General features: G+C 59.6%; 10 protein-coding genes. 2 read left to right on the forward strand and 8 right to left on the reverse strand.

Annotated elements, in window-relative coordinates; all coding sequences use genetic code 11:
• Window positions 1-110: 110 nt before the first annotated feature.
• Window positions 111-395, forward strand: a complete 285-nt coding sequence (locus GE543_RS11005) for an HU family DNA-binding protein (protein WP_046236528.1) — start codon at window positions 111-113, stop codon at window positions 393-395.
• A gap of 204 nt (window positions 396-599) precedes the next feature.
• On the forward strand, window positions 600-2,483 hold the full coding sequence (locus tag GE543_RS11010; protein WP_153221435.1) for a SurA N-terminal domain-containing protein: 1,884 nt from the start codon (window positions 600-602) through the stop codon (window positions 2,481-2,483).
• Between the two features lie 93 nt (window positions 2,484-2,576).
• Here the strand turns inward: GE543_RS11010 and fabI are convergent, their stop codons facing one another.
• From fabI to gloB, 8 genes are all read right to left on the reverse strand, one after another.
• Entirely contained in the window at window positions 2,577-3,371 is a 795-nt protein-coding gene (gene fabI, locus GE543_RS11015; RefSeq protein ID WP_003409730.1) for an enoyl-ACP reductase FabI, read from the reverse strand.
• Between the two features lie 18 nt (window positions 3,372-3,389).
• Entirely contained in the window at window positions 3,390-5,000 is a 1,611-nt protein-coding gene (locus tag GE543_RS11020) for an ABC transporter ATP-binding protein (protein ID WP_003415757.1), read from the reverse strand.
• Between the two features lies 1 nt (window position 5,001).
• A complete protein-coding gene (locus GE543_RS11025) occupies window positions 5,002-6,021 on the reverse strand; it encodes an ABC transporter permease (RefSeq protein WP_003315267.1) in 1,020 nt (339 codons plus the stop codon).
• A 1-nt stretch (window position 6,022) separates the two neighbouring features.
• Window positions 6,023-7,096 (reverse strand): microcin C ABC transporter permease YejB, encoded by a 1,074-nt coding sequence (locus GE543_RS11030; protein ID WP_003409733.1) that lies wholly within the window; start codon window positions 7,094-7,096, stop codon window positions 6,023-6,025.
• Window position 7,097: 1 nt separating this feature from the next.
• Window positions 7,098-8,954 (reverse strand): extracellular solute-binding protein, encoded by a 1,857-nt coding sequence (locus GE543_RS11035; protein WP_003415758.1) that lies wholly within the window; start codon window positions 8,952-8,954, stop codon window positions 7,098-7,100.
• Window positions 8,951-10,780 carry an extracellular solute-binding protein gene (locus tag GE543_RS11040; protein WP_371927147.1) on the reverse strand — a complete coding sequence of 610 codons (1,830 nt, stop codon included), beginning with the start codon at window positions 10,778-10,780 and terminating at the stop codon, window positions 8,951-8,953. Before GE543_RS11040 ends, GE543_RS11035 begins: the two co-directional genes overlap by 4 nt.
• A 137-nt stretch (window positions 10,781-10,917) precedes the next feature.
• Window positions 10,918-12,522, reverse strand: a complete 1,605-nt coding sequence (locus GE543_RS11045) for a LysM peptidoglycan-binding domain-containing protein (RefSeq protein WP_032702719.1) — start codon at window positions 12,520-12,522, stop codon at window positions 10,918-10,920.
• A gap of 99 nt (window positions 12,523-12,621) precedes the next feature.
• Window positions 12,622-13,401 (reverse strand): hydroxyacylglutathione hydrolase, encoded by a 780-nt coding sequence (gene gloB / locus GE543_RS11050; protein ID WP_153221436.1) that lies wholly within the window; start codon window positions 13,399-13,401, stop codon window positions 12,622-12,624.
• Window positions 13,402-13,423 lie beyond the last annotated feature (22 nt).

The following is a 13,423-nucleotide window of genomic DNA, read 5'->3' on the forward strand; positions in this document are numbered from 1 at the left end:
TTGTTATAAAGCGGCTCTTTAAAGCAATCACAGGCAAGCCTTCCAGCGCTCGTTTTGCTTAACACCTAAAACTTAGAAACATACTCAATATAGAGATAAGGGGACTTAGAGTGAACAAGTCGGAACTGATTGATGCTATCGCTGCATCTGCTGATATCCCGAAAGCTGCTGCTGGCCGCGCGCTGGACGCAGTGATCGAATCCGTCACTGGCGCTCTGAAAGGTGGCGACCCGGTTGTTTTGGTTGGCTTTGGTACGTTCTCTGTGACTCACCGTCCTGCTCGTACCGGTCGTAACCCTCAGACAGGGAAAGCGCTGGAAATCGCTGCTGCCATGAAACCAGGTTTCAAAGCCGGTAAAGCTCTTAAAGAAGCTGTCAACCAAACTGACAAGTAAGCCTCTTTACGCCTTGCCCGCTGGATCGGGTCTGTCCTGATCCAGTAGTGGAGCGGTGGTGCATTCGGTTGCGACACCGAAGGGTTCGAGCCCTACCGCTTCGTCAGTTACGAGAAGGCGCATCCTCGGATGCGCCTTTCTTCTATCCGCTTTCTACCCACGCTCCGCGGTTGGTTAGTCAGTACAACCGTTTTGGGGGACGCAATGCTGCAGAACATCAGGGACAATTCACAAGGCTGGATTGCCAAGACAATTATCGGACTCATCATCGCCTTGATGGCCTTCACCGGCATTGAAGCGATGTTTACCGCTACCAGCAACAAGCAGAACGCGGCTGAAGTCAACGGCGAGGACATCTCTCAGAATGAGTTGAGTCAGGCCGTGGACATGCAGCGCCGTCAGTTGGCTCAACAGCTTTCGCAACAGCTGGGCAAGGATTTCGATCCTGCCATGCTGGATGAAAAGCTGTTGCGCGAATCAGCGCTCAAGGGCCTGATCGACCGCAAGCTGCTGCTGCAAGGCGCGGCGGATGCCAGGTTCTCGTTTTCCGACGCGGCACTGGATCAGCAGCTTTTGCAGACGCCTGAATTTCAGGTGGATGGTAAATTCAGCGCAGACCGTTTCGATCAGGTCATTCGCCAGTTGGGTTACAGCCGTCTGCAGTTCCGCCAGATGCTGGGTCAGGAAATGCTCATCGGTCAGGTACGTGCAGGTGTTGCCGGCAGTGCTTTTGTAACCGACGCACAGGTTGAAGCTTTCGCACGCCTCGAAAAGCAGACCCGTGATTTCGCGTCGCTCACCCTGCCTGCCGATACCTCGGCGGTCAAAGTGACCGATGACGAAGTCAAGGCTCACTACGACGAGCATGCCAAGGAGTTCATGAGCCCTGAGCAGGTGGTACTCGACTACATCGAATTGAAGAAGTCGTCCTTCTTCGACAAGGTGCAGGTCAAGGACGAGGACTTGCAGGCGGCTTATCAGAAGGAAATCGCCAATCTGTCCGAACAGCGTCGTGCGGCACACATCCTGATCGAAGTGAACGACAAGCTGAATGACGAGCAGGCCAAGGCGAAGATTGAAGAAATTCAGCAGCGTCTGGCCAAGGGTGAGGATTTCGCGGCACTGGCCAAGGAATACTCGCAGGACCCGGGTTCGTCGAACAAGGGCGGTGATCTGGGCTACGCAGGCAAGGGTGTCTATGACCCGGCTTTCGAAGAGGCGCTGTATGCCTTGAACAAGGACCAGGTTTCGCAGCCGGTGCGTACCGACTTCGGCTGGCACCTGATCAAGCTGCTGGGGGTTGAAGCACCTTCTGTGCCGACCTTTGCCAGTCTGAAAGGCAAGCTGACCAACGATTTGAAATCGCAGCTGGTCGAGCAGAAGTTTGTCGAAGTGACCAAGCAGCTGGAAGACTCGGCGTTTGAATCGTCGGACTTGTCCCAGCCAGCACAGGACCTGGGCCTGAAGGTTCAGACCACTGCACCGTTCGGTCGTGAAGGCGGCGAAGGCCTGACGGCCAACCGCGCGGTCATCCAGGCGGCATTCAGCCCTGAAGTGCTGGAAGAAGGCGCCAACAGCAACACGCTGGAGCTGGATCCGGAAACCGTCGTGGTGGTGCGCTCCAAAGAGCACCTGCAACCGCAGCAGTTGCCACTTGAGAGCGTTGCCAGCTCGATTCGCGCTCAACTGGTCAAGGAGCATGCTTCGGCCGCTGCCAAGGCCAAGGGCGAGGCGCTGCTGGCCGGTCTGCGTGAGGGCAAGATTCCGTTGGCGGCCAAGCAGGAAGGTCGTGACTGGAAGATGATGGAAGCGGTCACTCGCAGTCAGGAAGGGGTTGACCCTCAAGTGCTGCAGACGCTGTTCCGCATGCCCAAGCCGACAGGTAAGGACAAGCCGGAGTTCGCCAGCATCACTGCTTCCGATGGCAGCTTCGTGATCGTCCGTCTCAATGGCGTCAATCAGGCGGCTGCGCCGACTGATGCCGAGAAGGCACAGTATCGTCGCTTCCTTGCCTCCCGCGAGGGGCAACAGGATTTCGCGGCGTACCGTGCACAGCTGGAAAGCAAGGCGAAGATCGAGAAGTTCTAATCTCGAAACGCGCAAACAAAGAAGGCCGCTCATTGAGCGGCCTTTTTTTTGAGTCCGGGAAAGTGCCGCTCGCGAGGAGCAGCGTTTACCGTATTACTCGTCCATGCTGCCCATCGCGGTGGTGTTGAAGCCGCCGTCGACGTACATGATTTCACCGCTGATGCCCGACGCCAGGTCGGAGCACAGGAACGCGCCGGCGTTGCCGACTTCGTCGATGGTGACGTTGCGGCGCAGAGGGGTCTGCGCTTCGTTGGCAGCCAGCATCTTGCGGAAGTTCTTGATGCCTGACGCGGCCAGGGTGCGGATCGGGCCGGCCGATACAGCATTGACGCGAGTACCATCCGGGCCGAGGCTGCCGGCCAGGTAACGAACGCCGGCTTCCAGACTGGCCTTGGCCATGCCCATGACGTTGTAGTTGGGCATGGTGCGCTCTGCGCCCAGGTAGGACAGGGTCAGCAGGCTGCCGTTACGGCCTTTCATCATCTCGCGACCGGCCTTGGCCAGGGCCACGAAGCTGTAGGTGCTGATGTCATGAGCGATGCGGAAACCTTCGCGGGTGGTGGCGTTGGTGAAGTCGCCATCGAGCTGGTCGCCAGGCGCGAAGCCGACCGAGTGAACGATCGCGTCCAGGCCGTCCCACTTCTTGCTCAGCTCTTCGAAGACCTTGTTGATCTCTTCGTCGCTGGCCACGTCGCAAGGGAAGCACAGCTCAGGGCCCGAACCCCAGCCTGCGGCGAACTCTTCGACACGACCCTTGAGTTTGTCGTTCTGGTAGGTGAAGGCAAGCTCTGCGCCTTCACGATGCATGGCGGCGGCAATGCCGTATGCGATGGACAGTTTACTGGCGACACCGACGATCAGGACGCGCTTACCGGCGAGAAAACCCATGTGTTGTTCCTCTTCAGGTTAATCGACAGCTACCGGCGCCAAAAAGGCGGCCTCCAGCAGCTGCTGTGTATAAGGATGTTGCGGTGCGGCGAAGATATCCTGCGCTGCACCCTGTTCGACCACTTGGCCTTGCTTGACCACCATCAACTGGTGGCTCAGCGCTTTGACGACAGCCAGGTCATGGCTGATGAACAAATACGTCAGGTTGTACTTGGTTTGCAGCGAGCGAAGCAGCTCGACGACCTGACGCTGTACGGTCCGGTCGAGGGCCGAGGTCGGCTCGTCCAGCAAAATCAGCGCCGGCTTCAAGACCAGCGCACGTGCAATGGCGATCCGCTGGCGTTGACCACCGGAGAACTCGTGAGGGTAGCGGTGCCGGGTATCCGGGTCCAGACCAACTTCCCTGAGTGCTTCGATGATCGCCGTCTGCTGTTCGGCGGCCGTACCCATGCCGTGGATTCGCAAGCCTTCGCCAACGATTTCAGATACCGACATACGCGGGCTCAAACTGCCAAACGGGTCCTGGAAAACCACTTGCATCTGCCTGCGCAGCGGACGGATCTGCTGTTGCGACAGGGATTCTAGCGCGTTGCCCTTGAACCGTATGGTGCCCTGACTGCCGATCAGTCGAAGAATCGCCAGGCCCAGCGTCGATTTGCCCGACCCGCTTTCACCCACAATACCCAGTGTTTGCCCTTGTGGCAGGCTGAAACGTATGCCGTCCACCGCCTTGACGTGGTCGACGGTGCGCTTGAGCAGGCCTTTTTTGATCGGGAACCAGACTTTCAGGTCCTCGATTTCAAGCAGCGGAGCGCCTGCGGGGTTGGTCGAAGGACCGCCGCTGGGCTCGGCGCTGAGCAACACTTTGGTGTAAGGATGTTGCGGCGAACGGAACAATTCTTCGCACGATGCCTGTTCGACGATGCAACCGCGCTGCATGACACATACTCGGTTGGCTATTTGCCTTACGACGTTCAGATCGTGGCTGATAAGCAGCAGTGCCATGCCCAGGCGAGCCTGCAACTGCTTGAGCAATTCGAGGATTTTCAGCTGTACCGTCACATCCAGCGCGGTGGTCGGCTCATCGGCAATCAGCAGCTCGGGTTCGTTGGCCAGGGCCATGGCGATCATGACACGCTGCCGCTGGCCGCCTGACAGCTCGTGTGGCAGTGCTTTGAGGCGTTTGTGTGGCTCAGGTATACCAACCAGATCGAGCAGCTCCAGCGTGCGCTCGGTGGCCGCCTTGCCAGTCAGGCCCTTGTGCAGGCCCAGCACCTCGTTGATCTGTTTTTCCACCGAATGCAGCGGATTGAGCGAGGTCATCGGCTCCTGGAAGATCATGGCGATCCGGTTGCCACGGATCGTGCGCAGTTTTTTCTCTTCCACTTTCAGCAGGTCTTCACCCGCGTAGCGAATCGTGCCGCTCGGGTGGCTGGCGATGGGGTAGGGCAGCAGGCGCAGGATCGAGTGCGCGGTGACTGACTTGCCCGAACCGCTTTCGCCGACCAGCGCAAGCGTTTCACCGCGGCGAATATCGAAGCTGATGTTCTCGACCACGCGTTGCCGTGAGTCGCCCGTCACGAACTCGACCGCCAGATCGCGGATTTCGATCAGATTGTCATTGTTCATCTTATTTCCTTGGGTCGAAAGCATCGCGGGCGGATTCGCCGATGAACACCAGCAGGCTCAGCATGATGGCCAGCACAGCGAAGGCGCTGATGCCCAGCCAGGGTGCCTGCAGGTTGGATTTGCCCTGCGCCACCAGCTCGCCCAGCGACGGCGAGCCGGCGGGCAGGCCGAAGCCCAGAAAGTCCAGCGCCGTCAGGGTGCCGATGGCGCCGGTGAGAATGAAAGGCAGAAAGGTCATGGTCGACACCATGGCGTTGGGCAGGATATGGCGGAACATGATCGCGCCGTTCTCCATGCCCAGCGCCCGCGCGGCCCTTACGTATTCCAGATTGCGGCCACGCAGGAACTCGGCGCGTACCACGTCCACCAGGCTCATCCAGGAAAACAGCAGCATGATGCCCAGCAACCACCAGAAGTTGGGTTGTACGAAGCTGGCGAGGATGATCAGCAGATACAGTACCGGCAGGCCCGACCAGACCTCGAGGAAGCGCTGGCCCAGCAGGTCGACCCAGCCGCCATAGAAGCCCTGCAAGGCACCGGCGATGACGCCGATGATCGAGCTGAGGATGGTCAGGGTCAGGGCGAACAGTACCGAAATCCTGAAACCGTAGATCACCCGTGCCAGTACGTCTCGGCCCTGATCATCGGTGCCCAGCAGGTTCTCCCGCGAAGGCGGCGCCGGGGCAGGGACTTTCAGGTCGTAGTTGATGCTCTGGTAGCTGAACGGGATGGGCGCCCACAGGGTCCAGCCATCCTTCGCGGCGAGCAGTTCCTTGATGTACGGGCTCTTGTAGTTGGCTTCCAGCGGGAATTCACCGCCAAAGGTGGTTTCCGGGTAACGCTCGAATACCGGGAAGTACCAGCTGCCGTCATAACGCACGGCCAGCGGTTTGTCGTTGGCGATCAGTTCGGCGCCCAGGCTCAGACCAAACAGAATCAGGAACAGCCACAATGACCACCAGCCACGCCTGTTGGCCTTGAAGCGTTCGAAGCGACGGCGATTGAGAGGAGACAGCTTCATATCAATGCTTCCTGCTTTCGAAGTCGATGCGCGGGTCCACGAGGGTGTAGGTGATATCACCGATCAGCTTCACCACCAGCCCCAGCAGGGTGAAGATGAACAGCGTACCGAACACCACCGGATAGTCGCGGTTGATCGCGGCTTCAAAGCTCATCAGGCCCAGGCCGTCCAGCGAGAAGATCACTTCCACCAGCAGCGAGCCGGTGAAGAAGATGCCGATGAACGCTGACGGGAAGCCGGCGATCACCAGCAGCATTGCGTTGCGAAACACATGGCCGTAGAGCACCTTGTGGTTGCTCAGGCCCTTGGCTTTGGCCGTGGTCACGTATTGCTTGCTGATTTCGTCGAGAAAGCTGTTCTTGGTCAGCAGCGTCATGGTGGCAAAGTTGCCAATCACCAGCGCGGTGACGGGCAACACCAGATGCCAGAAGTAATCGAACAGCTTGCCCAGCGTGCTCAGTTCGTCGTAGTTGTTGGAGGTCAGTCCGCGCAGTGGAAACCAATTGAAGTAGCTGCCCCCGGCAAACACCACGATCAGTAGAATCGCGAACAGGAATGCTGGAATGGCGTAGCCGACAATGATTGCCGAACTGGTCCATACGTCGAACTGGCTGCCGTGGCGCGTGGCCTTGGCAATCCCCAGCGGGATCGACACCAGGTACATGATCAGGGTGCTCCATAACCCGAGGGAAATGGACACCGGCATCTTCTCGACAATCAGGTCGATGACCTTGGCATCGCGAAAGAAGCTGTCGCCGAAATCCAGCGTGGCGTAGTTCTTGATCATGATCCACAGGCGTTCCGGCGCCGACTTGTCGAAACCGTACATGCGTTCGATTTCCTTGACCAGTGCCGGGTCCAGGCCTTGCGCGCCGCGGTAGTTGGAGCCGGCCACCGATACTTCGGCGCCGCCTCCGGCAATCCGGCTGGTGGCGCCATCGAAGCCTTCGATCTTGGCGATCATCTGTTCGACCGGGCCACCGGGCGCAGCCTGAATGATGACGAAGTTGATGATCAGGATGCCGAGCAGGGTAGGGATGATCAGCAGCAGCCGTCGCAGAATATAAGCCAGCATGTTATTGCTCCGCGTTCGCAGGCTTGGCCTGATCAGGGACTGACGGGGTCGCGGTCGCCGGTTTGACATCCGGCTTGGCCCACCAGGTCATCAGGCCGATATCGGAAAGCGCTTTGGCCTTGGGATGGTCAAGGTGGTTCCAGTAAGCCACGCGCCAGGTCTTGATGTGCCAGTTCGGGACGACGTAAAAGCCCCACAGCAGTACGCGGTCCAGCGCCTTGGTATGGGTGATCAGGCTTTGCCGTGAGTCGGCGTTGATCAGGCCGGTGACCAGCGAGTCTACCGCAGGGTCCTTGAGGCCCATGAAATTGCGGCTGCCCGGGTTGTCGGCGCTGGATGAGTCGAAGTACACGCGCTGCTCGTTACCGGGCGAGCTGGACTGCGGATAGCCCGTGACGATCATGTCGTAGTCCCGCGAGCGCAGGCGGTTGATGTATTGCGACACGTCGGCCCGACGAATCACCAGTTCGATACCCAGGTCACTCAGGTTGCGCTTGTAAGGCAACAGAATGCGCTCGAACTCGGTCTGGGCCATCAGAAACTCGATTTTTACCGGGTTGCCCTGCGCGTCGACCATCTTGTCGTCGACGATCTTCCAGCCCGCTTCCTGCAACAGCTGGAAGGCCCGGCGTTGCTGCGGCCGGATCATGCCGCTGCCATCGGTAACCGGCAGGGTGAAGGGTTCGCTGAACACGCGATCCGGAATCTTGCCGCGCAACGGCTCCAGAAGCTTGAGTTCTTCGGCAGACGGCAGGCCGCTGGCGGCCATTTCCGAGTTGTCGAAATAACTTTTGGTGCGGCTGTACGAACCATTGAACAGCTGTTTGTTGGTCCACTCGAAGTCCAGCAGCAGAGTCAGCGCCTCGCGGACCCTGACGTCCTGAAACACGGGTTTGCGCAGGTTGAAGACAAAACCCTGCATGCCGGTCGGGTTGCCGTTGGGCAGCTCTTCCTTGATCAGCCTGCCGTCGCGCACTGCGGGCGTATCGTAGGCGGTCGCCCAGTTCTTGGCACTGGTTTCCATCCAATAGTCGAATTGCCCGGCCTTCCCAGCCTCCAGCGCTACCGTATTGTCGCGGTAGTAGTCGGTGGTCAGCACGTCGAAGTTGTAGAAACCCTTGTTGATCGGCAGGTCTTTTGCCCAGTAATCCTTGACCCGCTCATAACTCACCGAGCGACCGGCCTTCACGTCGGCGACCTTGTAAGGTCCGCTGCCCAGCGGGAAGTCCAGGTTGCCCTTGCTGAAATCGCGATCTGCCCAGAAATGCTTGGGCAGCACCGGCAACTGGCCAAGGATCAACGGCAACTCGCGGCTGCCCTTGTGCTTGAATTTGAACAGCACGCGCAACGGATCTTCGACAATCACCTGATCGACGTCGGCGTAGTAGCCCTTGTACATGGGCGAGCCGTGCTCCATGAGGGTCTTGAAGCTGAACTCGACATCGTCGGCGCGGATCGGGTGACCATCATGAAAGCGCGCTTCGGGGCGCAGATAGAAACGCACCCAGCTGTTGTCCGGGGACTTCTCGATCTTGCCCGCGATCAGTCCGTATTCGGTGAACGGTTCATCCAGGCTCGAGCGGGCCAGGGTGTCGTAGATCAGACCGATGTCGTCTGCCGGTACGCCCTTGTTGATGAACGGGTTGAGACTGTCAAAGCCGCCGAAGCCTGCCTGGCGCAGCGTGCCGCCCTTGGGGGCATCCGGGTTTACGTAGTCGAAGTGCTTGAAATCAGCCGGGTACTTCGGCGCTTCGTCGTACAGCGTCACGCCATGCTGAGGCGCAGCCTGTACCGTGCAGGCGAGGCTGGCCAGCAGCAGGCCGGCTGCCTGCGAGCGCAGGGAGTACAGAGGGTTCATCGGGGCTTCTCCAGAGTCTTGAGCCACCACGCACGCAGCCCCAGGGTGTAGGGCGGGGTAGTGACCATGGCGAATCGGTTGCGATAGGCAAGCCGATGATTGTTCAGGTACCAGTTGGGAATGCTGTAGTGCTGAGACAGCAGGACACGGTCCAGCGCCCGCGCCGCGGCGACCTGGTCGTCCCGGGTCTGCGCGGCCAGCAGTTTGTTCAGCAGGACATCGACCACGGGGTTGGCGATACCCGCGTAGTTCTTGCTGCCGTTGATCGCGGCCTGACTGGAATGGAAGTACTGCCACTGCTCCAGACCGGGGCTCAGGGTCTGCTGCAGGGTCATCAGAATCATGTCGAAATCGAAACGGTCCAGACGTTGCTTGTACTGGGCGCGGTCGACGGTGCGCAGCCCTGCATTGATCCCCAGGCGGCGCAGGTCTTCGATGTAGGGCTGCAGAATGCGTTCAAGGTTGGGGTTGACCAGCAGGATCTCGAAGCGCAACGGTTGCTTGTCGGCATTGAGCAAACCCTTGTCCGACAGCGTCCAGCCAGCCTCGGCAAGCAGCTTCAGGGCCTTGCGCAAGGTTTCGCGCGGTATCCCGCCGCCATCGGTTTTCGATGGGCTGAACGGCTGGGTGAACAGGCTGGCGGGCAACTGATCGCGGTAGGGCGCCAGGAGCAGCCATTCGGCCCCGGTCGGCAGGCCCGTCGCGGAAAATTCGCTGTTGGGGTAGTAGCTGGTCGAGCGGTCATAGGCGTCGCTGAACAGCGTGCGGTTGGTCCATTCGAAATTGAACAGCAGCCCCAGTGCTTCGCGCACGCGGATGTCAGCGAAGGCGGCGCGCCGGGTGTTCATGAACAGGCCCTGGGTCTGGGTCGGTATGCGGTGGGGAATCTGTGCTTTGATCACCTGACCGCTGGCGACTGCGGGGAAGTCATAGCCATTGGCCCAGTTCTTGGCCTGATGCTCGATGTAGATGTCGAATTCACCCGCTTTGAAGGCTTCGAACGCCACGTCGCTGTCGCGGTAGAACTCGACCTCGACCCGATCGAAATTGTATTTGCCGCGGTTGACCGGCAAGTCCTTGCCCCAGTAATCCTTGACCCGTTCGAACACCAGTTGTCGACCCGGCTGCACGCGGGTGATGCGGTAGGGGCCACTGCCCAGCGGCGGTTCGAAGGTGGTCGCCTTGAAGTCCCTGTCTTTCCAGTAATGCTGCGGCAACACCGGCAGTTCGCCCAGGCGCAGGATCAGCAGCGGATTGCCCGAGCGTTTGAAGACAAAGCGGATGCTATGACGGTTGAGAATGTCGACGCGCTGCACTTCCTGCAAGGCGGTGCGGTATTGAGGGTGACCGTCCTTGAGCAGTGTCCGGTAGGAAAACGCCACGTCGTAGGCGGTGATGGGCTTGCCGTCATGGAAGCGCGCCTGCGGGCGCAGGTTGAACACCACCCAGCTGCGGTCCTCGCTGTATTCCACGGACTGGGCGATCAGCCCGTAACTGGAGGTCGGTTCATCGCCGGACGGGTCGTACTGGCCTGTGCCGACCATCAGCGGTTCGTTCAGCTCGTTGACGCCATACTGCAGGAAGTTGCCGGTCGAGACCGGGCTGCTGCCCTTGAATGTGTAGGGGTTGAGCGTGTCGAACGTGCCGAAGGCCATCATTCTCAGGGTGCCACCTTTCGGCGCCTCGGGATTGACCCAGTCGAAATGAGTGAAGCTGGCCGGGTACTTGAGAACACCAAACTGCGCGTAACCATGACTTTCAGTGATGGCTGCGTTGGCGCAGAAGCTCAAGGCCAGGCTGAGGGTTAGCAGGAAGGGACGTATCACGATCCAGGCGGCTTGGGCTTTCGGGTCGCTAACAGTAACAGCTTGTTCCAGCTGGAAAAAGACTGCAGGTGATGGCGCTGCCGGGGCTGCGTCGGCCACCCGCCCCAAGGTTATCGAAGGGCAAGTGGCCGCGCGCATCAGTGTGGCAGGTAAACGGTCAGGGTCTGGCCGGGTTTGAGAGCCTGCCCGCTACGTGGATTCCAGCGCTTGAGATGTTGCATCTCGACGTTGAAGCGCTTGGCGACCAGGTACATCGAGTCGCCTTTCTGGATCTTGTACTGCATGGATTTCTTTTCGCTGTCCTTGCCACCGGTGCTGGCGACCGCCTTGCCGGCGGCTTTACCTGCAGGTTTGCTGGTGTCCTGCATGACCAGCGTCTGGCCGACCTTGAGCTTTTTGCCGGTCAGCTTGTTCCAGCGTTGCAGGTCTTCGACATCAACCTTGTTGGCTTGCGCGATGTTGGTCAGGTTGTCACCGCTGCGCACCTTGTAACTGCGGGTACGTGACGGCTTGTCGTTGCTGGCCAGCGCTTCGAACACGGGCTGTGAATTCTGCATGCCCGGCTTGACCGGTATGCTCAGCGACTGACCGATCTTCAGGCGGTTGCCGGACAGCTTGTTATTGCCCTTGAGCGAGCTGACCGTGACCTGATAACGACTGGCCAGGCTTTCCAGAGTATCGCCCTTGCGCACCCGGTAAGGCTGCCAGGCGACCAGTTCTTCCTGTTTCATGGTCAGCAGGCTGGCCGTCAGCAATTGCGCCTTGGAGGTAGGCACCAGCAGGTGCTGGGGGCCATCGACGGTCAGGCGCTTCTTGTAGGCGGGGTTGAGCTGAATAAGCTCGTCTTCGTCGATGTCGGCGGCGCTGGCCACTTTCGACAGGTCGACACGCTTGTTGAGCTCGACGACTTCGAAGTAAGGCTGGTTGGCGATCGGGTTCAGATTGACGCCATAAGCTTCCGGCGACAATACAACCTGGGACAGCGCCAGCAGCTTGGGTACGTAATCGCGGGTTTCCTGCGGCAGCGGCAGGTTCCAGTAGTCGGTCGGCAGGTTGAGCTTGTCATTGCGCTCGATGGCGCGACTTACCGTGCCTTCGCCGGCATTGTAGGCTGCCAGGGCCAGCAGCCAGTCACCGTTGAACATGTCATGCAGGCGGGTCAGGTAATCCAGTGCCGCAACGGTCGAGGCCTGGATGTCGCGACGTCCGTCATAAAAGCTGGTCTGGCGCAGGTTGAAGTAACGCCCGGTCGACGGGATGAACTGCCAGAGGCCGACCGCCTGGCTGCGCGAAACGGCCATCGGGTTGTAGGCGCTTTCGATGACCGGAAGCAGCGCCAGTTCCAGCGGCATGTTGCGTTCTTCGAGGCGCTCGACGATGTAGTGCATGTACAGGCTGCCGCGCTCGCCAGCATTTTCCAGAAAGGAAGGGTTGTTGGCGAACCACAGGCGCTGTTGATCGATGCGGGGGTTCTGATCGTTGCCTTGTTGCAGTTGAAAGCCCTGACGCATGCGCTCCCAGACATCCTGTGGCGGTGCGAGAGGGGTAGCAGGCTTGTGCGACAGAAAAATCGGTTTTTGCTTGATTCCGGCGGCCAGGTTAGGCGCGCGATGATTGCTGGCCGGGTCGACACTGGCGGTGCTCTGGCAACCGGCCAGAAGGGCACTCGCGGTGACGGCCATGGCCTGAGCCAACCGAGTCAATGCGTCCGAATGTGAAGGCTTGCTGGTAGATGACGACATTGTTCGGGGGGTACATCCAGACGAAAATGTCGGGCGATTCTAGGAAGCGGCCTGCCGTCGGTCAACCTTTCAGAATTTTATTGCGGTTTTAGGGTCGGGTCAGAACTTATCTTTCCATGCCCTCAGGCTTGCAAAGACCGCACTCTGCGAGGTGTTTTGCCCGCCGCTCCGTTCGTCCGCTTTTTCTTTAACGGATGTTTCCCCGGTACGCAGGAAGGGGTTGGTGCGTTTTTCCAGTGCCATATTCGAAGGAAGACTGATGCGATTTTCGCTGCGCCAGCGCGTCACTTCGGCCAGGCGTTCGGCAATATCGACGTTGTCGGGTTCGACGGCCTGTGCAAAGCGCAGATTGCTCAGCGTGTATTCGTGAGCGCAGTAGATCAGCGTGCTGTCCGGCAGTTCGGCCAGGCGGCCGAGAGAATCGTGCATCTGTTGCGGCGTACCCTCGAACAGCCGTCCACAGCCGGCGGCAAACAGCGTGTCGCCGCTGAACAGCAGGGGTGTTGTGGCGTCCTCGTGATAAAACGCGATATGCCCCAGCGTATGACCAGGAACCGCATGCACCACAAATTCCAGGCCCAGCACGGTCAGCCGGTCATTGTCGACCAGCGCGATGTCGCGCGCCGGTATGGTCTCGGCCGCAGGGCCCAGCACGCGCGCGCCGGTCGACTGCTTGAGTTCCGCGACACCGCCCACATGATCATTGTGGTGGTGCGTGATCAGGATATCGGTCAGCCGGTAGTCGGGATTCTGCGCCAGCCAGCCCAGCACCGGCTTTGCGTCGCCCGGATCGACGACAGCGCACTGCTGGCTCGAAAGGTCTTGTAACAACCATATGTAGTTGTCATTGAAAGCAGCAAGGGCGTGGATCTGTATCATGGCGCAGTTCGCATAGCGGCGG

Source organism: Pseudomonas sp. SZ57, from assembly GCF_009495975.1.
GTDB classification, from domain to species: domain Bacteria; phylum Pseudomonadota; class Gammaproteobacteria; order Pseudomonadales; family Pseudomonadaceae; genus Aquipseudomonas; species Aquipseudomonas syringae.